The sequence below is a fragment of the Pseudomonas muyukensis genome (genome assembly GCF_019139535.1).
Classification (GTDB): domain Bacteria; phylum Pseudomonadota; class Gammaproteobacteria; order Pseudomonadales; family Pseudomonadaceae; genus Aquipseudomonas; species Aquipseudomonas muyukensis.
In genome coordinates, this window is record NZ_CP077073.1 from 370,499 (window position 1) to 394,607 (window position 24,109).

Below are 24,109 nucleotides of genomic sequence, written 5' to 3' on the forward strand. Positions count from 1 at the left end.
GAGAGACCGACGCAGCTTCTGTAGGAGCGGCCTTGCGTCGCGAAAGGGCTGCGCAGCAGCCCCAACTGCACCAAACCGCCAACCTGACGCGAAATCCCGAGGACATCATGGCTGTAGATATTTTCATCAAGATCGGCGACATCAAGGGCGAGTCCCACGACAAGGCCCACAAGGACGAAATCGACGTGCTCAACTGGAGCTGGGGCATGTCCCAGTCCGGCAACATGCACCTGGGCAGCGGTGGCGGCTCGGGCAAGGTCAACATCCAGGACCTGTCGATCACCAAGTACATCGACAAGTCCAGCCCCAACCTGATGGCCCACTGCTCCAGCGGCAAGCACATCGACAAGGTCAAGCTGACCGTGCGCAAGGCTGGCGGTGAAAGCCAGGTCGAGTACCTGATCATCAACCTCGAAGAGGTGATCATCAGCTCGCTGAGCACCGGTGGCTCGGGCAGCGACGACCGCCTGACCGAGAACGTGACCCTGAACTTCGCCAAGGTCACCGTCGACTACCAGCCGCAGAAAGCCGACGGCACCAAGGAAGGCGGCCCGATCAAGTACGGCTGGAACATCCGCTCCAACGTCAAGATCTGATCGACCGCGTGCGCGCCGGCCCGCCCGGCGCGCACGCCCCTCCCCACGCCTCACCCGCTCACGGTGAACCTTATGGCCAAGCCTTCTTTCATCAACCTGTGGAATGCCTACCCAAAGGTGTCCTCGCCTTGCGACGGCCCGTGGGACAACCAGTGCGCCATCCGCATGAGCATCGCGCTCAATGGCGAGATGGGCCTGAAGGTCAACAAGTCGACCTACACCGAACCCAAGTGCGCCCATGGCCATGCCCGTGGCGCCGAATCCCTGGCCAACTGGCTGGAGCGCCAGCTCGGCCGCCCGCAGCGCATCGGCGGCAGCGCCCAGGAGCGCGAGACGCTCAAGGCCAAGACCGGGATCATCTTCTACAAGGACTGCTTCGCCCGTGCCGGGCAAAGCCAGGAAAACCGCACCGGCGACCATATCGACCTGTGGAACCGCGGCCTGACCAAGGGCTTCTCCGACCAGAACTACCAGTCCAAGCAGGTCTGGTTCTGGGAGCTGACATGACCCGCGCGGCCCTGGCAGGTGCCCTGCTGCTGGCCCTGAGCGCCTGCGCCGATGCCGAGCTGCTGACCGCGGCCACCCTCGGCGGCCAGCCCGTGACCCTCGCCGAGCGTGCCGGCCAGTGCGTGCTCAGCCGTGGCGAGCAAAGCCTGGCGCTGGACATGCAGTGGCCGTGCAGCCTCAGCCCGGACCGCGCCGGCCAGGCCCGGGTCGAGCAGTTCAACGGCGTGCCGATCGTGCTGGTCACCCACGTGCAGCCGCACCCGACGCTCCAGGGCGAATGCCTGAAGACCTCGCGCGCCGTGCGCCTGACCCAGACCGGCCTGGAGGCATCCACAGCGGCGCCGAGCGCCTCGTGCGACACCGGTTTCGAAGACCAGAAGCTGTTCACGGGGATGTTCCAGTGGTAGCCGAGATCGCCACCCGCGACCGCCTGCAGCCCTCGCTGCTGGACCGTCTGACCGACGACGACCCGGGCAACCCGCAGGAAGCCCCCGACAAACGCGTGCTCAGCCTGCACCAGCTCAAGGCCTCGGTGCTGCGCGACCTGGCCTGGCTGCTCAACACCACCTCGTTGCTCGACAGCGTCGATACCCTGAACTCCCAGGCCGGTGCCTCGGTGGTCAACTACGGCCTGCCGGCCCTGGCCGGCAACAGTGCCTCGAACATCGACCTGAGCGCCCTGGAGCGCATCATCCACCAGGCCATCGCCACCTACGAGCCACGCATTCTCGCCCATACCCTGAAGGTGCGCGCCCAGGCCGCCCCCGGCGAGATGAACGCCAACGCCCTGAGCTTCGAGATCGAAGGCGACCTGTGGGCCCAGCCGGCGGCGCTGCCGCTGCTGCTGCAGACCGACGTCGACCTGGAGTCCGGCCATGTCCGCGTGGCGCCCGCCGAGCGCCGGAGGCGTGCATGAACCCGCGCCTGCTCGAGCTGTACAACCAGGAACTGCAGCACATCCGCGAAGGTGCCGCCGAGTTCGCCAAGGAATACCCGAAGATCGCCGGGCGCCTGACGCTGTCGGGGATCGAGTGCGCCGACCCCTACGTCGAGCGCCTGCTCGAAGGCTTCGCCTACCTCACCGCGCGGGTGCAGCTGAAACTCGACGCCGAGTACCCGACCTTCACCCACAACCTGCTGGAAATCGCCTACCCGCACTACCTGGCGCCGACCCCGTCGATGACCGTGGTGCAGTTGCAGACCGACCCCGACGAGGGCTCGCTGGCTGCCGGTTTCCGCCTGCCGCGCGACAGCGTGCTGCGCGCCAACCTGGGGCGCAACTCGCAGACCCCCTGTGAGTTTCGCAGCACCCAGGACGTCACCCTGTGGCCCTTGCAGGTGGCCCGCGCCGAGTACTTCGGCAACCCCGGCGCCGTGCTCGGGCGCCTGGCCGCCAGCGTGCCCAAGGCCCGCGCCGGCCTGCGCCTGAGCCTGCGCAGCGGCGCCGAGATTCCGTTCGCCAGCCTGCCGCTGAGCCACCTGCCGCTATACCTCAACGGCGCCGACGAAACCCCGTTCCGCCTCTACGAGCAACTGCTCGGCAGCGCCTGCGCGGTGTTCGTGCGCCAGCCCGGCGCCGACTGGGTCGAGCGCATCCCGGTCGAGCAAGCCTTGCTGCCGTGCGGCTTCGACGACCGCGAGGCGGCGCTGCCGGTGGTGCCCCAGGCGTTCCAGGGCTATCGCCTGTTGCAGGAGTATTTCGCCCTGCCGCAACGCTTGCTGTTCGTCGATTTCGCCGGCCTGGAGCGGGCGGTGCAACGCTGCAGCGGCCAGGAGCTGGAGATCATCGTGCTGTTCGAGCGTTTCGAGCAGAGCCTGGAGAGCAGCGTCGGCGCCGGCCAGTTCGTGCCGTTCTGCACCCCGGCGATCAACCTGTTCCCGCGCCGGGTCGACCGCATCCACCTGAGCGACCGGGTGCACGAGCACCACGTGATCGCCGACCGCACCCGGCCTACCGATTTCGAGATTCACTCGTTGCAACGGGTCAGCGGCCACGGCACGGGCCCCGACCAGGAGTTCCTGCCGTTCTATGCCGTGCGCGACCCGTCGCGCTATGGCCGCGACCAGGCCTACTACATCGTCCGCCGCGAGCCACGGGTGCTGTCCAGCGAACAGCGGCGCAATGGCACGCGCTCCAGCTACATGGGCAGCGAGACCTTCGTCAGCCTGGTCGACGGCCAGCAGGCGCCCTACCGCCATGACCTGCGCCAGCTGGGCATCAGTGCCCTGTGCAGCAACCGCGACCTGCCGCTGTTCATGAACGTCGGCGACGGGCGCAGCGACTTCAGCCTGGCCGACAGCGCCCCGGTCGCCGCCGTGCGCTGCCTGGCCGGCCCCAGCCGGCCCAAGGCCAGCCATGCCCACGATAATCGCGCCTGGCGCCTGATCAGCCAGTTGTCGCTGAACTACCTGTCGCTGGCCGAACAGGGCCAGGGCGCCGCCGCCCTGCGCGAACTGCTGCGCCTGTACGGCGACCCGCAGGACAGCGCCCTGCTCCTGCAGATCGACGGCCTGCGCGAGGTCAGCAGCAAGCCCTGCACCCGGCGCCTGCCAATGCCCGGGCCGATCGTCTTCGGCCGCGGCCTGGAAATCACCCTGACCTTCGACGAGAACGCCTTCCGCGGCACCGGCGTGTTCCTGCTGGGCGCGGTGTTCGAGCGCTTCCTGACCCGCTACGTGTCGATCAACAGCTTCACCGAAACCGTGCTGCGCACCAGCGAACGAGGCGAGATCATGCGCTGGAACGCCAAGCCCGGACGCAGGCCGACCCTGTGAACACGCTACAGGCGATGCAAGCCGAGCCCTGGGCGTACGACTTCTTCCAGGCGCTGCGCCGCCTCGAGGCGGAAAACCCGGAGCTGCCACGCTTCGGCCACTCGCAGCGCCTGGCCGACGAGCCGGTGCGCCTGGGCCAGCGCCTGGACTGCGGTTTCGCCCCGGCGACCCTGGCCTCGGTCACCGCCGTGGACGACCAGCCGGCGCGCCTGGAGCAGTTCTTCTTCGGCCTCGGCGGCCCCAACGGCCCGCTGCCGCTGCACCTGACCGAGTACATGCGCGAGCGCCAGCGCAACCATGCCGACCCCACCAGCAAGCGCTTTCTCGATATCTTCCACCACCGCCTGCTGAGCCTGTTCTACCGCGCCTGGGCCGAGGCCCGGCCGACGGTCAGCCACGACCGTCCGGGCGACGACTACTGGGCCGCGCGCCTGGCCGCCTTGAGCGGCCGTGGCCAGCCGGAGCTGCACGGCCAGGGGCCGCTGGCCGATACCGCCAAGCTGCACTGGTCCGGTCACCTGGCCGCGCAAACCCGCTACCCCGATGGCCTGTGCAGCATCCTGGCAGGCTACTTCGGCGTGCCGGTAAAGCTCGAGGAGTACGTCGGCCAGTGGCTCGAGCTGCCCGAGCGCAGCCAGCTCGGCGTGCGCGCCAACCGCCTGGGCCTGGACCTGTGCCTGGGCCGCTACGTCTGGGACCGCCAGCACAAGTTCCGCCTGTGCCTCGGCCCGCTGAGCCTCGACCAGTACCACGCCCTGCTGCCCGGCGGGCAGGCGTTCGTCGAGCTGGCGGCGTGGGTCGCCGAGTACCTGGGCCAGGAACTGGACTGGGACCTCAACCTCATCCTTGCGCAGGACCAAGTGCCCGCGCTGCAACTCAACGCTGGCCAACGCCTGGGGTTCGATACCTGGCTCGGCCGGCCATCGCACGATGCAGGCGACCTGAAGCTGGCCCGGTACTACGCCGACCAGCCGGTCGCCGCCCCCCTCACAAGGAGTCAGGACCATGGGTGAAATCAGCCGCGCCGCGCTGTTCGGCAAACTCAACAGCGTCGCCTACAAGGCCATCGAGGCGGCCACGGTGTTCTGCAAGCTGCGGGGCAACCCCTATGTCGAGCTGGTGCACTGGCTGCACCAGCTGCTGCAACTGCAGGACAGCGACCTGCACCGCATCATCCGCCAGTTCAACGTCGAGCCGGCACGCCTGGCCCGCGACCTGACCGACGCCCTGGACCGCCTGCCGCGCGGCTCGACCTCAATCACCGACCTGTCCTCGCAAGTGGAAGAAGCCGTCGAGCGCGGCTGGGTCTACGGCAGCCTGATGTTCGGCGAAAGCCAGGTACGCACCGGCTACCTGCTGGTCGGCATCCTCAAGACGCCGAGCCTGCGCAATGCGTTGCTGGGGCTGTCCAGCGAGTTCGCCAAGCTGAAGATCGAGGCCCTGAGCGAGCGCTTCGACGAGTACGTGGGCGACTCGCCGGAGAACAACCTGGCGGCCAGCGACGGCTTCAGCGCCGCCGCCCCGGGCGAGGCCAGCGGCGCCGTGGCCCCGGCGGCGATGGGCAAGCAGGAGGCGCTCAAGCGCTTCACTGTCGACCTCACCGAGCAGGCCCGCAGCGGCAAGCTCGACCCCATCGTCGGCCGTGACGAGGAGATCCGCCAGCTGGTCGACATCCTCATGCGCCGCCGCCAGAACAACCCGATCCTCACTGGCGAGGCCGGCGTCGGCAAGACCGCGGTGGTCGAAGGTTTCGCCCTGCGCATCGTCGCCGGCGACGTGCCACCGGCGCTCAAGGATGTCGAGCTGCGCAGCCTGGACGTCGGCCTGTTGCAGGCCGGCGCCAGCATGAAGGGCGAATTCGAACAACGCCTGCGCCAGGTGATCGAGGACGTGCAGGCCTCGCCCAAGCCGATCATCCTGTTCATCGACGAGGCCCATACCCTGGTCGGCGCCGGGGGCGCCGCCGGCACCGGTGACGCCGCCAACCTGCTCAAGCCGGCCCTGGCCCGTGGCAGCCTGCGCACGGTGGCCGCGACCACCTGGGCCGAGTACAAGAAGCACATCGAGAAGGACCCGGCCCTGACCCGCCGCTTCCAGGTGGTGCAAGTGGACGAGCCGAGCGAAGCCAAGGCGCTGCTGATGATGCGCGGCGTGGCCTCGACCATGGAGAAACACCACCAGGTGCAGATCCTCGACGAGGCGCTGGAAGCCGCGGTGAAACTGTCGCACCGCTACATCCCGGCGCGCCAGCTGCCGGACAAGTCAGTGAGCCTGCTCGATACCGCCTGCGCCCGCGTGGCCATCAGCCTGCACGCGGTGCCGGCCGAGGTGGACGACAGCCGTCGGCGCATCGAGGCACTGGAAGTCGAATTGCAGATCATTGCCCGCGAAGCCGCCATCGGCGTCAACACCGCGCAACGCCAAGCCCAGGCCAACAGCCTGCTGGCTGAGGAGCGCGAGCGCCTGACCGGCCTGGAAAGTCGCTGGGCCGAGGAGAAAGCCCTGGTGGACGAGCTGCTGGCCACCCGCGCGCAACTGCGCGAGCAAGTGGGCGTGGTCGACCAGGAAGTGGACGTGCAGGGCAGCCATGAACTGCGCGAGAAGCTCAGCGACCTGCAACAGCGCCTCACCACCCTGCAAGGCGAGAGCCCGTTGATCCTGCCGACCGTGGACTACCAGGCGGTGGCCTCGGTGGTCGCCGACTGGACCGGCATCCCGGTGGGACGCATGGCGCGCAACGAGATCGAGACCGTGCTCAACCTCGACAGCCACCTGGCCAAGCGCATCATCGGCCAGGACCACGCGCTGAAGATGATCGCCAAGCGCATCCAGACCTCCCGCGCAGGCCTGGACAACCCGAACAAGCCGATCGGCGTGTTCATGCTCGCCGGCACCTCCGGCGTGGGCAAGACCGAGACCGCCCTGGCCCTGGCCGAGGCCATGTACGGCGGTGAACAGAACCTGATCACCATCAACATGAGCGAGTTCCAGGAAGCCCACACCGTCTCCACCCTCAAGGGCGCCCCGCCCGGCTACGTCGGTTACGGCGAAGGCGGCGTGCTGACCGAGGCCGTGCGCCGCCGGCCCTACAGCGTGGTGCTGCTGGACGAGGTGGAAAAAGCCCACCCCGACGTGCACGAGATCTTCTTCCAGGTGTTCGACAAGGGCGTGATGGAAGACGGCGAGGGGCGCCAGATCGATTTTCGCAACACCCTGATCCTGCTCACCACCAACGCCGGCACCGAGCTGATCGCCAATACCTGCAAGGACCCGCAGGCGCTGCCCGACCCAGAGTCGGTGGCCAGCTCGCTGCGCCAGCCGCTGCTGGAGATCTTCCCGCCCGCCTTGCTTGGCCGCCTGGTGACCATCCCCTACTACCCGCTCAGCGACGCCATGCTCAAGGCCATCACCCGCCTGCAGCTGGAGCGCATCCGCAAGCGCGTGGAAGGCACTCACAAGGTCGGCTTCGCCTACGACGACGACGTGGTCGAGCTGATCGTCTCGCGCTGCACCGAGACCGAGAGCGGTGGCCGCATGATCGACGCTATCCTGACCAATGGCCTGCTGCCGGACATGAGCCGCGAGTTCCTGACCCGCCTGCTCGAAGGCAAGCCGCTGGCCAGCGTCAGCATCAGCCGTCGTGACAACGACCTGCACTATGACTTCGGCGCCGCCGACTGACAGGACCGACCATGCTGTTCAAGCAGTTCACGCGCCTGGCGCAGATCAACAGCCCCCTGGGGCCGGACAAGCTGATCCTTGCCGAAATGGGCGGCAGCGAGGAACTCGGCCGCCTGTTCGACTTCGAGCTGCAGCTGACCAGCGACGATCCGGCCATCGACCTCAACCAACTGCTGGGCAAGCCGATGAGCCTGAGCGTGCAGCAGAGCGTCGGCAGCTCGCGCTACTTCCACGGCATCGTCGCCCGCTGCAGCCAGTCGGTGGACCAGGGCCAGTTCGCCGCCTACCGGGTCACCCTGCGCCCCTGGCTGTGGTTGCTGACCCGCACCAGCGACTGCCGGATCTTCCAGCACCTGAGCGCGCCGCAGATCATCAAGCAGGTGTTCCGCGACCTGGGCTTCTCGGACTTCGAGGACGCCCTGAGCCGCAACTACCGCGAGCGCGAATACTGCGTGCAGTATCGTGAGACCAGCTTCGACTTCGTCAGCCGGCTGATGGAGGAAGAAGGCATCTACTACTTCTTCCGCCACGAACAGGAGCGCCACGTGCTGGTGCTCGCCGACGCCTACGGCGCGCACCAGAAGGTTCCCGGCTACGAGACCGTGCCCTACTACCCGCCGGACGGCCAGCACCGCGAGCGCGACCATATCAACGACTGGCACCTGGCCCAGGAGGTCCAGCCCGGCTCGCTGGAGCTCAACGACTATGATTTCCAGCGCCCCAGCGCGCGCATCGACGTGCGCTCGGCGATGCCGCGCCCGCACCAGGCCGGCGACTACCCGTTGTACGACTACCCCGGTGCCTACGAGCAGACCCAGGACGGCGAGCACTACGCCCGCACCCGCCTGGAGTCGCTGCAGAGCCTGCACGAACGCGTCGAGCTGCGCGGCAACGCCCGCGGCCTGGGCAGTGGCCACCTGTTCAGCCTGAGCAACTTCAGCCGCCAGGACCAGAACCGCGAGTACCTGATCGTCGCCGCCCGCTACTACGTGCACCAGGAGCGCCTGGAGAGCGGTGGCGGCAGCGGTGCGGCGCAGTTCGAGAGCAACCTCAGCTGCATCGACGCCCAGCAAAGCTACCGCCCGGTGGGCAGCACCCTGCGGCCGATCGTCAAGGGCCCGCAGACGGCCGTGGTGGTCGGCCCTTCTGGCGAGGAGATCTGGACCGACCAGTACGGCCGGGTCAAGGTGCACTTCCACTGGGACCGCCACGACCAGTCCAACGAGAACAGCTCGTGCTGGATCCGCGTGTCGCAAGCCACGGCGGGCAAGAACTGGGGCGCGATCCAGGTACCGCGCATCGGCCAGGAGGTGATCGTCAGTTTTCTCGAAGGCGACCCCGACCGGCCGATCATCACCGGGCGGGTCTACAACGCCGAGCAGACGGTGCCCTACGACCTGCCCGGCAGCGCCACGCAAAGCGGCATGAAGAGCCGTTCGAGCAAGGGCGGCAGCCCGGCCAACTTCAATGAAATCCGCATGGAGGACAAGAAGGGCGCCGAGCAGTTGTACGTGCATGCCGAACGCAACATGGACAGCGTGGTGGAGCAGAACCAGACGTTGTCGGTGGGCATCAGCCGGGTCAAGACCGTGGGCATGATCGAGACCGTGACCATCGGCCAGGACCGCCTGCGCTCGGTGCGCCAGCGCGACATCCTGCTGGTCGGTGGCGACAAGCGCGACAGCGTGCACGGCAACTACGTGATGGATGCCGGCGACCAGATCCGCCTGGTCTGTGGCGACAGCGTGATCGAGCTGAAGTCGGACGGCACCATCAATATCAGCTGCACCCAGTTCAATATCCATGCGACGGCGGACGGGATCATCAACACCGATGGCAAGCTCGACCTGAACCTGGGCGGCGGCCCGCAGGCCAAGGCCTCGGGCCAGGGCGACAAGGGCGAGATCGACGGGCGGGTGAAGCAGGTGTTCAAGCAGTAGGTCGAGCGCGTGAGGGCCGCCAGGTGCTTGCCGGGGGATTTGCAGCGCCTATCAGATCGAGCGCCGCGCGGGCGGCGCTGGGCCTCACAGGCCCTGCAACGCCAACGTCGAACACCTCGAAGCGCTGGCGACAAGACAAAAACCACTACCCTCGCTTGCAGGTAACAGTGTTTTACCAATCACCCAGGTTTTCCGCCGTGCGGCTTTGCCTATCCTAGGCCGGTCACCTCGTCTGCGATGGACCCATGAAAGCCGCCTTCCTCAGCCGTTACGCCTGCCTGGCCCTGTGCCTGCTGTTCACCCTCGCCAGCCTGCCCTTGCTCGCCCAGCACAGCTGGCTTTGGCCCTTCACCCTGGCCTGCGCCCTGCTCAGCCTGGTCGGCCTCAACGACCTGCGCCAAGCCCAGCACGCCGTGCGCCGCAACTACCCGATCCTGGGCAACATCCGCTACCTGATCGAAACCATCCGCCCGGAGATCCGCCAGTACCTGCTCGAAGGCGACGACGACAAGCTGCCGTTCTCCCGCGCCCAGCGCTCGCTGGTCTATGCCCGGGCCAAGAACGAAAGCGCCGAGAAAGCCTTCGGCACGCTCAACGACGCCTACAAGCCTGGCTTCGAGTTCATCAGCCACTCGATGCTGCCGGTGCAGATGCCCGACCCGGCGTCGTTTCGCATCCGCATCGGCGGGCCGCAATGCAGCCAGCCGTACTCGGCGTCGATCTTCAATATCTCGGCGATGAGCTTCGGCGCCCTCAGCGCCAACGCCATCGCCGCGCTGAACAAGGGCGCGCGCCTGGGCCGCTTCGCCCACGACACCGGCGAAGGCAGCATCAGCCCCTATCACCGCGAGCACGGCGGCGACCTGATCTGGGAAATCGGCAGTGGCTACTTTGGCTGCCGCACCGAGGACGGGCGCTTCGACCCCGAGCGATTCGCCGCCCAGGCCCGCGACCGCCAGGTGAAGATGATCGAGATCAAGCTCAGCCAAGGGGCCAAGCCAGGCCATGGCGGGATCCTCCCAGGGCACAAGGTCAGCGCCGAGATTGCCGCCACCCGCGGCGTGCGCCAGGGTGAAGACTGCATCTCGCCGGCCGCGCACAGCGCCTTTCGCACGCCGGTGGAACTGCTGCAGTTCATCGCCCGGCTGCGCGAGCTGTCTGGCGGCAAGCCGGTGGGCTTCAAGTTCTGCCTGGGCCACCCGTGGGAATTCATGGGCATCGCCAAGGCCATGCTGGCCACCGGCATCACCCCGGACTTCATCGTCGTCGATGGCAAGGAGGGCGGCACCGGCGCGGCGCCCCGGGAGTTCTCCGACAACATCGGCGTGCCGCTGCGCGAGGGGCTGATGTTCGTGCACAACACCCTGGTCGGGCTGAACCTGCGCGAGCGCGTGCGCATTGGCGCGGCGGGCAAGCTGGTCAGCGCCTTCGACATCGCCTGTGTGCTGGCCATCGGCGCCGACTGGGTGAACTCGGCGCGCGGCTTCATGTTCGCCATCGGCTGCATCCAGTCGCAGAGCTGCCATACCAACAAGTGCCCGACCGGGGTGGCCACCCAAGACCCGCTGCGCCAGCGCGCGCTGGTGGTGCCGGAAAAGGCCGAGCGGGTCGCCAGCTTCCACCGCAATACCCTGCATGCCCTGGCCGAGATGCTCGCCGCCGCGGGCCTGGACCACCCCGCCGAACTCAAGCCCAAGCACCTGGCGCGGCGCATCAGCCCCAGCGAGATCAGCCTGTTCTCGCAGTTGCACACCTTCCTCAAACCGGGGGAATTGCTCAGCGACGCGATCAACAGCGAGTTCTACGCGCGGATGTGGCGGATGGCACGCAGCGACAGCTTTGCGCCAGAGACAGGCGAGACAGGCGAGGCGGCGCAGGCAGCGCTCGCCCCGCGCCGCAAAGAAACAGCCCCGGCATAGGCCGGGGCTGCGGGTGACGCGGGATCAGGATCAGAAGATGCTGATCGGGTACTCGACGAATACGCGGACTTCGTTGCCGTCGTCGGTGTAGTTGTCGGCGTAACGAACGGCGTTGTTGGTACGCAGGAAGGAGCTACGCAGCTTGATCGACAGATCCTTGGCCGGGCCTTCCTGGACCACGTAGCGAATCTGGTTGAAGATTTCGCGCTCTTTACCTTCGCCGAAGCCTTCAGGCTTGCCGACGGTGCGGGTGTTGATGTTGTCACCCACCACGTAGGCGAGCTTGTAGGTCAGGCCAGGGATGCCGAAGGCACCGAAGTCCAGGCCATAGCCCAACTGCCAGGAACGCTCGTCCTCGGCGTTGAAGTCGGACCAGTAGGAGTTGGCCAGGTAGATGGTCGAACCACCGTCACCCACGCCGCCGGCGTTCTGGTACCAGCCGTATTGATAACCGGTGCTGCCGGTGCTGCGCTGGTGCGCCAGGGTGAACGAGTGCGGGCCGTAGGCGTAGGTAGCAGCCAGGCTCCAGATGGTGTTGGAGTCGCCATTGAGGCTGGCGGCCTTGACGTACTTGTTGTCGATGTCCGACTTGTAGCCGTTGAAGTCCAGGGTCAGGGACTGGTCGCTGGCGATCGGGAAGACGTAGTTCAGACCCAGGTAGTGCTTCTTCATCACGTCTTCGTTGTCAGCGGTGTACAACGACGCGGTGAAGTTGTCGGTGAATTTGTAGCTACCGCCAAGCACGTTGATCGACTTCAGGCCACCGCCGTCACGACGCTCGGCACTCTTGCGCGCCTCCTGGGTGAAGCGACCGGCGTTCAGTTCCAGGCCCTTGATTTCCTTGGAGGTGATCAGGGTACCTGTGAAGCTTTCCGGCAGCAGGCGACCATCGTCGTACTGCAGGACCGGCAGGGTCGGCATCTGGTCACCGTACTTGAGCACGGTGTTGGAAATGCGGAACTTCACGGCTGCCCCAGCGCGGGCCAGGTCATGTGGGCCACTGGCGTTCTGGTCGGCGTTCTTGGTGTTGTGCGGCTTGAAGAAGTCGACACCTGCGCCACCGTTGTGGCCCTTGCCGCCATCCAGGCGCACGGCGTACAAGCCGAAGGCATCGACACCCACGCCTACGGTGCCCTGGGTGAAACCGGAGGAGAAGTTGGCGATGAAGGCCTGGCCCCACTCGATCTGGTCGTCGATACCGTGCTTCTTGTCACGGTTGATGTAGGCGTTGCGCAGCAGGACGTTGGCGTGGCTGTCCTCGATGAAGCCCTTGCTTTCGGCCTGCTCATTGGCCTGTGCCTGGGTCGCGGCGATCATCGCCAGGGCGACCAGGCTGATCCTGGTTTTCAACATGTTTATTTTCCTTATTAAGTATTCAAAAACGCTCTGCATTAGAACGCCAGGAACCAACGCCCCTTCGTAGGTTCGACGCTATGCGGATCCAAGCCGGAAGGCCCGTCGATGGTCTGCAACGGGCCTTGCAGCCGCATGGCCAAGTCATGGCCAGCAGGCGTAGACGCCGAATCCTAGCCTTGCCTGCTTATACATGTCAAAAAATCGTGAAATGCAGGTTGATATAACCAAAAACCAGGTCGGCGCTGGTGCATTTCCATGCATATCTGCCGTGGGTCAGCGCAAATTTGTCTCTTTTGTGCAAAGCCGGCGACAAACGCACAACTGTCATATCAATCGCACGGCTTTGCGCCCTTCGCCGGCAAGGCCGGCTCCTACAAAAAGGCATGCATCACGCGGTAGGAGCCGGCCTTGCCGGCGAATAGGCGAATTCGGCAAAACCATCCGAATGGATGTTACAAACTGATACATATGTAAAGACAAGCCTTTACGAATAGGCGAGCAATAGCAAATAGCAAGCATTACCATTCGCGCCCAATTTCTCACTAGCTAATCCGGACGCCCGCAATGCTTGCCCCTTGCCGCCTTTCCCCCCTGACCCTGGGCCTGTCGCTGCTGTGCAGCGCCGGCCTGGCCAGTGCCGCCACCACCACCCTGCCGGAAACCGCGGTCACCGCCGACAGCACCCGCGAGGAAGACAACCCGCGGGTGCGCGAAGTGACCACCGCGACCCGCACCTCGACCCCGGCCCGCTACGTGCCCCAGGCCATCGACTCGGTGAAGACGCGCAACGTGCTGGACTACGGCAGCAGCAACCTGGGCAAGGCGCTCGAGGGCATCCCCAACGTCAGCAGCAGCGCCGACACCCGCTTCGACAGCCTGCGTATTCGCGGCTTCGACGCCAGCAACGACTTCTACCTGGACGGCGTGCGCGACGACAGCCAGTACACCCGCGACCTGCACAACATCGAACGGGTCGAGGTGCTCAAGGGCCCGGCGGCGGTGCTGTATGGCCGTGGCAGCCAGGGCGGCATCGTCAACCGGGTGAGCAAGGCGCCGGAACACGGCCGCCGCTCGACCGTCGAGGCCCAGGGCGGCAGCCAGGACCTGCGCAGCCTGTACGCCGACCTCAGCGCCGACCCCAGCGACACCCTGAGCCTGCGCCTGAACCTGGGCAACGAGGACAAGAACAGCTTCCGTGACGGCATCGACGGCAACCACCGCCAGTTGTTCGCGCCGTCCATGAGCTGGCAGCTGAACCCCGACCTGAACTGGCTGGTGCAATACGAGTACAGCCGCTACAACCGCACCCCGGATCGTGGCATCCCAGGCAACCCGCTGACCGGGCGCCCGGCCGACGTCAGCCGCAAGACCACCTACGGCGACACCCAGCGCGACTACATCGACGACCGCGCGCAATCGCTGCGCTCGCGCCTGAACTACGACCTCAACGACCAGTGGCAGCTGCGCCATACCTTCAGCCTGTTCAAGCTGGAGAGCGATTTCGACAATACCTACCTCACCGGCTACACCCCGTCGACCGGCATGGTCGGGCGCCAGCGCTGGTTGCAGGACCTGAGCACGCGCAATATCTACAACACCGTGGAGCTCGAAGGGCATGTGCAGACCTACGGCCTGGAGCACACCCTGCTGGTGGGCCTGGAAGTGGGCGAGCAACGCCGCCATTCGCGCCTCGACCAGGGTGTCGGTGTGCCCGGCGCGCCGATCAGTGGCTCCAGCGCACGCAATCAGCACAACGGGGCGATGAAGCTGTTCAGCAACAATGTCACCGACGTCGACAGCACTGGCCTGTACCTGCAAGACCAGATCCGCTTGAACGATGAATGGCAAGTGCTGCTGGGCGGGCGTTTCGACCGCTTCGAGGTGCAGACCACCAACAAGATGCGCGGCATTGCCGAGACCCAGAAGGACAGCAGTTTCAGCCCACGCGTGGGGGTGGTCTACACGCCGTGGCGCGAGCACTCCTTCTATGCCTCCTGGAGCAAGAGCTATTCACCGGTCGGTGGCGGCTTGATCGGCATCACCCCCGGCGCTGCCGGCAATGCCAACCAGACCGACCCGGAGCTCACCCGCCAGAAGGAAATCGGGGTCAAGAGCGAGTGGTTCGACGAGCGCCTGAGCACCACCCTCGCCGTCTACGAGCTGGAGCTGTACAACCGTCGCACCCGCGACCCGCTGAACCCGGAGCTGATCCAGCTCAGCGGCCTGCAGCGTTCGCGCGGCATCGAGCTGACCGCCACCGGCAACGTGGTTGGCAACTGGTACGTGCGCGGCGGCCTCGGTTTGCAGGATGCCACCCTCGTCAAGGACAACAACGGCCAGGAAGGCAACCGCATCAACGACGTGGCCAAGCGCAACGCCAGCCTGTTCGTGACCTGGAAACCGGAGCTGGGCTGGTACGCCGAGACCGGCCTGACCCTGGTCGGCGACCGCTACGCCGACAACGCCAACACCATCGTGCTGCCGGGCTATGGCCGCTGGGATGCCCTGGCGGGCTACCGCACCCATGACTGGGATGTACGCGCGGCGCTGAGCAATATCACCGACAAGACCTACTACAGCTCGGCCACCAGTGGCTCGCAGATCCAGGTCGGCGACCCGCGCAGCCTGGTGGTCACGGGCAGCTACACCTTCTGACCCGCCCAACCGATCCTGTAGGAGCGGCCTTGCGTCGCGATGGGGCGCGCAGCGGCCCCAGGTTTCAGCGGCGCCGCATGGATCGCCGGGGCCGCTGCGCGGCCCTTTCCGACCGGCCCAACCGATCCTGTAGGAGCGGCCTCGCGTCGCGATGGGGCGCGCAGCGGCCCCAGGTTTCAGCTACGCCGCATCGATCGCCGGGGCCGCTTTGCGGCCCTTTCCGACCGGTCCGGCGCCCCGGCAAGGCCGCGCCTAACCCGCGGCTCGCGGGTGGTCACAGGGACGCAGGCCTCAGCCCAGAAACGAAAACGCCACCGCTTGCGCGGTGGCGTTTTTCATTGCAACGGGATCCTTCCCGGTCAGTGCCAGACCGCCAGCAAAGCTTCAAGCTCGGCGTCGCTGATCAGGCCTTGAGGGTATCGCCCGTCCAGCAGGCGTCGTGGGTCGGTCGTCCTGACCCGATTGCTTCCATGGTGTTTCAACCACTGCGCCAACATCTTGAGCGACTGGTGATTCACTGCCAGTGGGCGCAAAGCCGACTCACTTGCTGCATTCATTTCAACACGCACTCCCTGGGGCCGTGAGCGGCTAACTTACGTAAGGTTTGTTACAGAAAGGTGTGCCTCTCCTCTCCCTGAAACACACGACAAAGCCAATACAAAAGCTATGCCATTAACCCCCGCCAGCAGTCGTCACCGACAAAAAAGCCCGTCGACGGACGGGCTCTTTGCCACCAGGCAGATCAGCGCTTGAACGGTGCCGGTTGCTGCTGGGTGAGGCAGTGGATATTGCCGCCGCCCAGCAGCAATTCGCGCCCTGGGATCATCACCACTTCGTGGTCCGGGAACACCTTGGCCAGGATCGCTCTGGCCTGGGCATCGGCCGGGTCATCGAAGCTCGGGGCGATGATGCCGCCGTTGACGATAAGGAAGTTCACATAGGAACCGGCCAGGCGCACCGACGGGTCACGCGCCTGGCTGCCGAGCACCTGGTCGACGCCGGCACACTCTTCGGCCGTGGCGAACAGCGGGCCGGGAATCGGCATCTTGTGCACCACGAATTCGCGGCCCTTGGCGTCGCGGCTGTTTTTCAGCACGTCATAGGCGGCGTGGCAGCGTGCATGGTTGGGGTCCTGGGGATCATCGGTCCAGGCCAGTAACACTTCGCCGGGGCTTACGTAACAGCAGAAGTTGTCGACGTGGCCGTCGGTCTCGTCGTTGTACAGGCCGTCGGGCAGCCAGACGATGGTCTGCACCGCCAGGTGCTCGCGCAGGATCTCCTCGATCTGCTCGCGGTTCAGGTGCGGGTTGCGATTGCGGTTGAGCAGGCACTCCTCGGTGGTGATCAGGGTGCCTTCGCCGTCGACATGGATCGAACCGCCCTCGAGTACGAAACCTTCGGTGTGGTAGCGCTGCACGCGCTCCATCTCCATGACCTTGGCCGCCAGCTCTTCATCGCGGTTCCACGGTGCATACAGGCCGCCGTCGAAGCCGCCCCAGGCGTTGAAGCCCCAGTCCACGCCGCGCACTTCACCCTGGTCGTTGATCACGAAGGTCGGGCCGGTGTCGCGCACCCAGGCGTCATCGTTGCTGATCTCGACCACACGGATGTTGGGCAGCTCGAGCTGGCGCCGGGCGTTCTCGTACTGGCCGGCGGAAACCGCCACGGTCACCGGCTCGAAGCGGGCGATAGCCTTGGCCAGGGTGACATGCGCGGCCTGCGCAGGCTTGCCGCCCAGGCGCCAGTTGTCCGGGCGCTCCGGCCAGACCATCCACACCTGGGTCTGCGGGGCCCACTCGGCGGGCATGTGGAAACCATCGGCACGGGGGGTCGAGTTGAGGGTCTTCATGGGTAACCTCTGCGAAGGCCCGGGGCCAGGGGCGCCAGGTCGGTGAGCGGATAAGGTGCAGGCCCGCCAGTATAGGTGGCAGGCTATTGGTCCGATATTACAACCGATAAATATCGACTTTAAAGCGCTTTTTGTAAAATATTTCGCCACGATAACGCCTTCATGACCGATAACAATCGGTCATGAAGGCTGGCAAAAGGTCAAAGCCCTTCGGCGAGGATCCGCTCCACACTATCGACGAAGTAGTCCACGCTCGCCCGCGTGGTGCACATCGGTGGCTTGATCTTGAGAATGTTCAGGTAGTCGCCGGTCGGCTGCATGAAGATCCCCAGATCGCGCAGGCGATCGCACAGGAGCATGGTTTCCTCGGTGGCAGGCTCCAGGGTCTGGCGGTCACGCACCAGTTCCAGCCCCAGGTAGAACCCCGAGCCATGGGCCGCGCCGGCCAGCGGATAGTTATCGACCAATGCCTGCAGCCGCGCCTTGAAATGGCGCCCCACTTCCCGGGCGTTGTCCCACAGGCCTTCGTCACGCATCACATCGAGCACCGCGATACCGATACGGCAACTGACCGGGCTGCCGCCGGCGGACGAGAAGAAATAGCCCTCGGCCTCCAGTGCCTCGGCGATCTCCCGACGGGTGATCACCGCGCCCAGTGGCTGGCCGTTGCCCATGCCCTTGGCCATGGTGATGATGTCGGGCACCACGCCTTGCTCCTCGAAGCCCCAGAAATACTCGCCCAGGCGTCCGTAACCGACCTGCACCTCGTCGGCGATGCACACGCCGCCGCGCTGGCGCACCTGGGCATAGGCCTGGCGCAGGTAGCCCGGCGGCAGCGAGATGCCCCCGGCGTTGCCGTAGACCGGCTCGCAGATGATGCCGGCCAATTGGCGACCCCGGGCATCGAGGTCGGCAAGCCTGGCCTCGACATCGCGCAGGTAGTCGGCGCTGCTGTCGGCTCCGCGGAAACGGCCACGGAAGGTGTTTGGCGCCTCTACCGGGTGCACCCAGTCCGGGCGGGTCTCCAGGGCTTGTGGGTTGTCGGCGATGGAAGTGGAAATCGCATCGGTGGCCACCGACCAGCCATGGTAGGCCTCCAGCACGCTGAGCAGGTCGCGCCCGCCGCTGTAGGCCCAGGCCAGGCGGATCGCCAGGTCGTTGGCCTCGGTGCCGCTGTTGACCAGGAACACCCGGTCGAAGCCCGGTGGCGCCAGCGCCAGCAGGCGCTCGGCAAACTCGGCGATGGCCGCGTAGTGAAACCGCGAGTTGGTGTTGAGCAACGACCACTGCCGGGCCGATTCGGCGACCATGCGCGGATGGCCGTGGCCCAGCACCGCGACGTTGTTGAGCATGTCCAGGTAGGAGCGGCCCTGCATGTCGATCAGGTAGTTGCGCCAACCGCGCTCGATGTGCGGCGGCTGGGCGTAATAGTGCTTCTGCGAGCGGGCAAAGCTGGCATCGCGACGGGCCAGCAGGGCCTGGGGGTCGGCCAAGGGTTCGGCGTCGCACGCAAAGCCCAGCAGCGCCCGTGGCGACGGGCATAGCGCCAGCCAGGCGGCGGCACGCGATGGCGTGGCGAAGAACGGCGGCTGCAGACCTGCCACCCGGCACAGCTGCACGCTGAGGAAACCACAGGTGGCGCCTAGCGCCTGGCCCTTCGCCAACGCCTGGCCATCGGCCGGCGCCTGCTCCAGGCCATTGAGCCACAGGCTCCAGTGCGCCGTGCGCAGGCAGCCGCGGCCATCACCGCCACGCTGCCAGATCCCGGCCTCGGGGGCCTGCAAGGCGGTGCCGGGCGGCAGCTTGAGCTCCACCCCCAGGGCACAGGTGGCCGGCTCTTCGGGCCGGTCGATATGGGTTTGCGACAACCGGTATTGGCCGTGCAGGCTACAGGCCGGACCGGGCTGGGCCGCGAGCAGGCGCTGGTCGAAGCCAGGTTGCTCCCAGTTGCCGGCCTCGCAATGCGCGCTGAGCACGCCGAGGTCGACCTGGGTCACCGCGTGCCCGGCCAGGCTCGGCAGCAACCGGGCACAATCGGTGAAGTCCACGGCATCTGGGCCACGCCCTGCCGCCTGCAATATCGCCACCTCCATCAACTCGGCAGGCACCGCGCAGGCGGTATCGAGGATTTGCCACTCGTGGTCGATGTTGTCGCGGATGTACTGGTTGCCGGGGTCGATCGCCAATTGCTGCTCGCTGCTCAGTACCAGTACTGCGGCGCGGTTCAGGACCAGCGGCCACAATGCCCGCAGTTCGGCGTCTTGTAGCGGGTTGAGCGCCTGGTAGGCGCTGACCGCCGGGAGGATGCGCAGCGGATCGCCCTCGGCGTGGTGCAGCAAGGCCGCGCAGGTCACCGACAGGTCGGCAACGCGCCAGGTGCGCAGCAGATCGCCGAAGTCGATCACCCCCCGTACTTGCCACTGGCGCGCCTGGTCACGGCGCCAGACCATGTTGTCATCGGTGATGTCCAGGTGCACCGCCTGGGTCGGCAACTTGTCGAGCAACGGTTGCAGACGTTCCGCGGCCCTACGTGCAACCTGCTCGACCTGGGCACGGCGCTGGTCATCTCGCGCCGCCGGCAGCAAGTGACCGATCAACGCCTGGGCATGGCGCGGGTCCCATTGCAGCGTCCGCTCAAGCCCCGGATGGTCGAAGCCGGCCAGCGCCAGGTCGACCTTGGCGCACAACGCGCCCAGCTCGGCGATCACCCGCGACGGCAAGTGCTTCAGACGCGTCAGCGGCTCGCCGTCGAGGTACTCCAGCAGCCGCACCCGCAATGCCTGGCCCTCGATGTCCAGCGCCAGCAGCCCCTCGCCATTGCTGGCCGGACGCACGGCCGGGACCGGCAAGCCCTGCCCGCGCAGGTACTCCAGCGCCGCATGCTGGGCCTCCAGCTCCAGCTGGGCGTAGCTGCCGTGGCAGGCCTTGAGCACATAACGCCCTTGCGCGCAGTCGACCCGCAAGTTCAGGTCCTGCTGGCTGCCCAAGGCCTGCAGGCTGCCCTGCAGATCGTAATGCGCCCGCAACAAGGCATGGGCCTGGGCCTCGCCAAGCAGAGGGGCAGGCAGGCTGGAGCGCTGGATCAGGGTCGAGAGCGGCATGCGGGAAAACCTCATTTTTTTGCTGTATATCGCCATCAGGCCGGCAATTTGGCAAGCAGGCAGCGTACAATCGCAGCTCGTCGCGTGAGTGCGCAGCCCAGCACATTCTCCTTGCCCGCAAACCTGTCCGTCGACAAGCTATGGGCCCGCTAGCCCGCTAATGTGGTGCTTTGCAACTACGAGCCATGATTCGCGCGTGATTTTTGTGCTCAAGCAAGGCGTCGCGACGAGTCGTAGCCCAGCTACGGCGAGCAGTGACAACCCAGCATGAGCGCGAAAAAGCACCGCGAATCAGGGTCGTTTTTTGTCAAACACCGCACTAGTTACCGTCATTTTTGAAAGGAAAGGGAATCCGACATGCGTATTCTCATTACCGGGGGAGCTGGTTTCATCGGCTCGGCACTGGTACGTCACCTGATCAGCAACACCGAGCATGAAGTGCTCAACCTCGACAAGCTGACCTATGCGGGCAACCTGGAATCCCTTTCCAGCATCGCCAACAACACGCGTTACCAATTCGTCCAGGCCGATATCGTCGACCAAGCCGCGGTCAGCGACCTGCTCGCCCGCTTCAAGCCGCAGGCCATCATGCACCTGGCCGCGGAGTCGCACGTAGACCGCTCCATCGACGGCCCGTCCGACTTCATCCAGACCAACATCGTCGGCACCTACAGCCTGCTGGAGGCCGCGCGCGGCTACTGGAACACGCTGGCTGAGGACGAGCGCCAGGCCTTCCGTTTCCACCATATTTCCACCGACGAGGTGTACGGCGACCTGCACGGCGTCGACGACCTGTTCACCGAGACCACCCCGTACGCCCCCAGCTCCCCGTACTCGGCGAGCAAGGCGGCCTCGGACCACCTGGTCCGCGCCTGGCACCGCACCTATGGCCTGCCGGTGCTGCTGACCAACTGCTCGAACAACTATGGGCCATTCCATTTCCCGGAAAAGCTCATTCCGCTGGTCATCCTCAATGCCCTCGAGGGCAAGCCCCTGCCGGTCTACGGCGATGGCCTGCAAGTGCGCGACTGGCTGTTCGTCGAAGACCATGCCCGCGCCCTGTTCAAGGTCGTGAGCGAAGGTGAAGTCGGCCAGACCTACAACATCGGTGGCCACAACGAGCAGAAGAACATCGACGTGGTACGCGGCATCTGCGCATTGCTCGAAGAGCTCGCGCCGCAACACCCCGCCGGTGTCGCCCACTACGCCGACCTGATTACCTTCGTCAAGGACCGTCCTGGCCACGACCAGCGTTACGCGATCGATGCCAGCAAGATCGAGCACGACCTGGGTTGGGTGCCTGAGGAAACCTTCGAGACTGGCCTGCGCAAGACCGTGCAGTGGTACCTGGACAACCTCCAATGGTGTCGCCATGTCCAGGATGGCAGCTATCAACGTGAACGACTGGGCAACAACGATTCCAAGGACTCGATCGCATGACCAAAGGCATCATCCTCGCCGGGGGCTCCGGTACCCGCCTGCACCCGATCACGCTGGCGACCTCCAAACAGCTGCTGCCGATCTACGACAAACCGATGATCTACTACCCGATCTCGGTACTGATGCTGGCGGGTATCCGCGACATCCTGCTGATCTCCACCCCGCATGATCTGCCTCAGTATCGCCAGCTGTTCGGCGATGGCAGCCAGTTCGGCATCAACCTCACCTATGCCGAGCAGCCCTCGCCCGATGGCCTGGCCCAGGCCTTCCTGATTGGCGAGCAGTTCATCGGCGACGACTCGGTCTGCCTGATCCTGGGCGACAACATCTTCCACGGCCAGGGCTTCAGCGAGCAGTTGCAACGTGCGGTCAAGCACCCTAGCGGCGCCACGGTTTTCGGCTACTGGGTGAACGACCCCGAGCGCTTCGGCGTGGTCGAGTTCGACGACCAAGGCCGCGCGCTGTCGATCGAGGAAAAACCCGCCAAGCCAAAATCCAGCTATGCGGTGACCGGCCTGTATTTCTACGACAACGATGTCGTGCAGATCGCCAAGGGCATCAAGCCTTCGCCGCGCGGCGAGCTGGAGATCACCGATGTCAACAACGCCTACCTGGCACGCGGCGACCTGCGCGTGGAGCGCCTGGGCCGCGGCTTCGCCTGGCTTGACACCGGCACCCACGACAGCCTGCTGGAAGCGTCCCAGTACGTCCAGGTCATCGAACATCGGCAAGGCCTGAAAGTGGCGTGCCTGGAAGAGATCGCCTATCAGAAGGGCTGGATCAGCCGCGAGACGTTGCAACACAAGGCTGAAGAGTTGAAAAAGACCGGTTATGGGCAGTACTTGAGCAAGTTGGTTGCAGAGTCGACATGAACATCATTGCTACTGCCATTGCCGATGTGCTGATCATCGAACCCAAGGTGTTCGGTGACAGCCGCGGTTTTTTCTTCGAAAGCTTCAATGCGCGGGACTTCGCCGAGAAGGCCGGCTTCGACGCCCACTTCGTGCAGGATAACCATTCCCGCTCGCAACGTGGCGTGTTGCGCGGCCTTCACTACCAAATCGACAACCCGCAGGGCAAGCTGGTACGCGTCGTTCAAGGTGAAGTGCTGGACGTAGCCGTGGACCTGCGCCGCAGCTCGCCCACCTGCGGCCAGTGGGTGGCCACCCGCCTGTGCGCCAGCGACCACCGTCAGTTCTGGATCCCGCCAGGGTTTGCCCACGGTTTTCTGGTGTTGAGTGAGTCTGCCGACTTTCTCTACAAAACCACCGACTACTACAACCCCGGCGCCGAACGTAGCATCCGCTGGGACGACCCGGACCTGAACATCGACTGGCAACTGGGCGGCCTGCAACCGCAGCTCTCGGCCAAGGACCAGACAGCCGCCCGCTTCAAGGACGCGGAGCTGTTCCCATGAGGATCCTCGTCTGCGGCCACAGCGGTCAGGTCGCGCACGCGCTGGGGCAGGCGTTGAGCGGCTTGGGCGAAGTACAGTCGCTCGGCCGCGACCAGCTCGACCAGTCGCGCCCCGAACACCTGCGCGCGCCCCTGCGCCAGTTGGCCCCCGACCTGATCATCAATGCCGCCGCCTACACCGCGGTCGACCTGGCCGAGAGCGAGGGTGAACTGGCCTTTGCCATCAACGCAGAAGCTCCCCGGGTGCTCGCCGAGGAAGCCGCGCGGCTTGGCGCGCCGCTGATCCACTACTCCACCGACTATGTGTTCGATGGCAGCAAGGCTGCAGCGTACACCGAGGACGACGCGCCCAATCCACTGGGCGTCTACGGCAACAGCAAGCTGGCCGGCGAGCAGGCCATTCGCGCCGTCGACGGCGAGCATCTGATCCTGCGTACCAGCTGGGTCTACTCGCTGCATGGCCGCAACTTCCTGCTGACCATGCAGCGCCTGCTGCAAGAGCGGCCAGAACTGAAGGTGGTGAATGACCAGGTCGGTGCGCCAACCTGGGCCATGTCCATCGCCACCAGCACCCGCGCCCTGATCGAGCGCTGGCGCAACGGCCAGGCCGGCGCCTGGGGCACCTACCACCTGGCCGCCCAGGGCGAAACCTCGTGGTTCGGCTTTGCCCAGGCCATCGCCGAGCAGCTCAAGGCCCGCGGCCTGCCCTGCGCCGAGCTACTGCCGATCCCTTCCAGCGCGTACCCGACACCAGCCCGTCGGCCACTCAACTCGCGCCTGGACTGCTCGCGCCTGGCCCAGCAATGGCAGGTGACCCAGCCAGACTGGCACGAAGCGCTGATCGACTGCCTGAAGTAGCGCATAATTGCGCCAG

The 24,109-nt window shown here is 65.8% G+C and carries 17 protein-coding genes; 14 read left to right on the plus strand and 3 right to left on the minus strand.

What is annotated here, in order from left to right; genetic code table 11:
- Positions 1-107 precede the first annotated feature (107 nt).
- From KSS95_RS01770 to KSS95_RS01810, 9 genes are all read left to right on the plus strand, one after another.
- On the plus strand, positions 108-596 hold the full coding sequence (locus tag KSS95_RS01770; protein WP_023632508.1) for an Hcp family type VI secretion system effector: 489 nt from the start codon (positions 108-110) through the stop codon (positions 594-596).
- A gap of 72 nt (positions 597-668) precedes the next feature.
- On the plus strand, positions 669-1,103 hold the full coding sequence (locus KSS95_RS01775; protein ID WP_134693243.1) for a type VI secretion system amidase effector protein Tae4: 435 nt from the start codon (positions 669-671) through the stop codon (positions 1,101-1,103).
- Positions 1,100-1,510 (plus strand): hypothetical protein, encoded by a 411-nt coding sequence (locus tag KSS95_RS01780; RefSeq protein ID WP_217851096.1) that lies wholly within the window; start codon positions 1,100-1,102, stop codon positions 1,508-1,510. The genes KSS95_RS01775 and KSS95_RS01780 overlap by 4 nt, the downstream gene beginning before the upstream one ends.
- A complete protein-coding gene (gene tssE / locus KSS95_RS01785) occupies positions 1,504-2,019 on the plus strand; it encodes a type VI secretion system baseplate subunit TssE (protein ID WP_217851098.1) in 516 nt (171 codons plus the stop codon). The genes KSS95_RS01780 and tssE overlap by 7 nt, the downstream gene beginning before the upstream one ends.
- On the plus strand, positions 2,016-3,878 hold the full coding sequence (gene tssF, locus KSS95_RS01790; RefSeq protein WP_217851104.1) for a type VI secretion system baseplate subunit TssF: 1,863 nt from the start codon (positions 2,016-2,018) through the stop codon (positions 3,876-3,878). The genes tssE and tssF overlap by 4 nt, the downstream gene beginning before the upstream one ends.
- Entirely contained in the window at positions 3,842-4,891 is a 1,050-nt protein-coding gene (gene tssG / locus KSS95_RS01795) for a type VI secretion system baseplate subunit TssG (RefSeq protein ID WP_217853920.1), read from the plus strand. The genes tssF and tssG overlap by 37 nt, the downstream gene beginning before the upstream one ends.
- Complete coding sequence (gene tssH / locus KSS95_RS01800; protein ID WP_217851105.1) at positions 4,884-7,559, plus strand: type VI secretion system ATPase TssH; 2,676 nt, start codon at positions 4,884-4,886, stop codon at positions 7,557-7,559. The genes tssG and tssH overlap by 8 nt, the downstream gene beginning before the upstream one ends.
- 11 nt (positions 7,560-7,570) lie before the next feature.
- Positions 7,571-9,499, plus strand: coding sequence for a type VI secretion system Vgr family protein (locus KSS95_RS01805; RefSeq protein ID WP_217851107.1), 1,929 nt, complete (start codon positions 7,571-7,573; stop codon positions 9,497-9,499).
- 245 nt (positions 9,500-9,744) lie between these two features.
- The gene (locus KSS95_RS01810) at positions 9,745-11,418 is read left to right on the plus strand and encodes an FMN-binding glutamate synthase family protein (protein ID WP_217851109.1); all 1,674 of its coding nucleotides are present in this window, start codon (positions 9,745-9,747) and stop codon (positions 11,416-11,418) included.
- A 30-nt stretch (positions 11,419-11,448) separates the two neighbouring features.
- On the opposite strand, the gene KSS95_RS01815 is transcribed toward KSS95_RS01810, so the two are convergent.
- Positions 11,449-12,771, minus strand: coding sequence for an OprD family porin (locus tag KSS95_RS01815; protein ID WP_217851117.1), 1,323 nt, complete (start codon positions 12,769-12,771; stop codon positions 11,449-11,451).
- A gap of 567 nt (positions 12,772-13,338) precedes the next feature.
- Here KSS95_RS01815 and KSS95_RS01820 point away from each other — a divergent pair.
- Positions 13,339-15,429 (plus strand): TonB-dependent receptor, encoded by a 2,091-nt coding sequence (locus KSS95_RS01820; protein ID WP_217851119.1) that lies wholly within the window; start codon positions 13,339-13,341, stop codon positions 15,427-15,429.
- Positions 15,430-16,171: 742 nt separating this feature from the next.
- Here KSS95_RS01820 and aguA read toward each other — a convergent pair.
- Positions 16,172-17,278 (minus strand): agmatine deiminase, encoded by a 1,107-nt coding sequence (gene aguA, locus KSS95_RS01825; RefSeq protein ID WP_217851121.1) that lies wholly within the window; start codon positions 17,276-17,278, stop codon positions 16,172-16,174.
- 200 nt (positions 17,279-17,478) lie between these two features.
- Positions 17,479-20,379, minus strand: a complete 2,901-nt coding sequence (locus KSS95_RS01830) for an aminotransferase (RefSeq protein WP_217851123.1) — start codon at positions 20,377-20,379, stop codon at positions 17,479-17,481.
- 357 nt (positions 20,380-20,736) lie between these two features.
- Between KSS95_RS01830 and rfbB the strand changes: the two genes are divergently transcribed.
- The 4 genes from rfbB to rfbD are packed head-to-tail and all read left to right on the plus strand — an operon-like array spanning position 20,737 to position 24,093.
- On the plus strand, positions 20,737-21,819 hold the full coding sequence (gene rfbB / locus KSS95_RS01835; protein WP_217851125.1) for a dTDP-glucose 4,6-dehydratase: 1,083 nt from the start codon (positions 20,737-20,739) through the stop codon (positions 21,817-21,819).
- The gene (gene rfbA, locus KSS95_RS01840) at positions 21,816-22,691 is read left to right on the plus strand and encodes a glucose-1-phosphate thymidylyltransferase RfbA (RefSeq protein ID WP_217851132.1); all 876 of its coding nucleotides are present in this window, start codon (positions 21,816-21,818) and stop codon (positions 22,689-22,691) included. Before rfbB ends, rfbA begins: the two co-directional genes overlap by 4 nt.
- Positions 22,688-23,236, plus strand: coding sequence for a dTDP-4-dehydrorhamnose 3,5-epimerase (gene rfbC, locus KSS95_RS01845; RefSeq protein WP_217851134.1), 549 nt, complete (start codon positions 22,688-22,690; stop codon positions 23,234-23,236). The genes rfbA and rfbC overlap by 4 nt, the downstream gene beginning before the upstream one ends.
- Entirely contained in the window at positions 23,233-24,093 is an 861-nt protein-coding gene (gene rfbD / locus KSS95_RS01850; protein WP_217851135.1) for a dTDP-4-dehydrorhamnose reductase, read from the plus strand. Before rfbC ends, rfbD begins: the two co-directional genes overlap by 4 nt.
- Positions 24,094-24,109: the final 16 nt, after the last annotated feature.

What these genes read in the sequence shown, in the direction of transcription:
- rfbA (WP_217851132.1), top strand. Translation starts at nt 21,816, where the DNA reads ATGACCAAAGGCATCATCCTCGCCGGGGGCTCCGGTACCCGCCTGCAC.
- tssH (WP_217851105.1), top strand. Translation starts at nt 4,884, where the DNA reads ATGGGTGAAATCAGCCGCGCCGCGCTGTTCGGCAAACTCAACAGCGTC.
- rfbC (WP_217851134.1), top strand. Translation starts at nt 22,688, where the DNA reads ATGAACATCATTGCTACTGCCATTGCCGATGTGCTGATCATCGAACCC.
- rfbB (WP_217851125.1), top strand. Translation starts at nt 20,737, where the DNA reads ATGCGTATTCTCATTACCGGGGGAGCTGGTTTCATCGGCTCGGCACTG.
- KSS95_RS01780 (WP_217851096.1), top strand. Translation starts at nt 1,100, where the DNA reads ATGACCCGCGCGGCCCTGGCAGGTGCCCTGCTGCTGGCCCTGAGCGCC.
- KSS95_RS01810 (WP_217851109.1), top strand. Translation starts at nt 9,745, where the DNA reads ATGAAAGCCGCCTTCCTCAGCCGTTACGCCTGCCTGGCCCTGTGCCTG.
- KSS95_RS01770 (WP_023632508.1), top strand. Translation starts at nt 108, where the DNA reads ATGGCTGTAGATATTTTCATCAAGATCGGCGACATCAAGGGCGAGTCC.
- tssF (WP_217851104.1), top strand. Translation starts at nt 2,016, where the DNA reads ATGAACCCGCGCCTGCTCGAGCTGTACAACCAGGAACTGCAGCACATC.
- KSS95_RS01820 (WP_217851119.1), top strand. Translation starts at nt 13,339, where the DNA reads ATGCTTGCCCCTTGCCGCCTTTCCCCCCTGACCCTGGGCCTGTCGCTG.
- KSS95_RS01830 (WP_217851123.1), bottom strand. Translation starts at nt 20,379, where the DNA reads ATGCCGCTCTCGACCCTGATCCAGCGCTCCAGCCTGCCTGCCCCTCTG.
- rfbD (WP_217851135.1), top strand. Translation starts at nt 23,233, where the DNA reads ATGAGGATCCTCGTCTGCGGCCACAGCGGTCAGGTCGCGCACGCGCTG.
- KSS95_RS01815 (WP_217851117.1), bottom strand. Translation starts at nt 12,771, where the DNA reads ATGTTGAAAACCAGGATCAGCCTGGTCGCCCTGGCGATGATCGCCGCG.
- aguA (WP_217851121.1), bottom strand. Translation starts at nt 17,278, where the DNA reads ATGAAGACCCTCAACTCGACCCCCCGTGCCGATGGTTTCCACATGCCC.
- KSS95_RS01805 (WP_217851107.1), top strand. Translation starts at nt 7,571, where the DNA reads ATGCTGTTCAAGCAGTTCACGCGCCTGGCGCAGATCAACAGCCCCCTG.
- KSS95_RS01775 (WP_134693243.1), top strand. Translation starts at nt 669, where the DNA reads ATGGCCAAGCCTTCTTTCATCAACCTGTGGAATGCCTACCCAAAGGTG.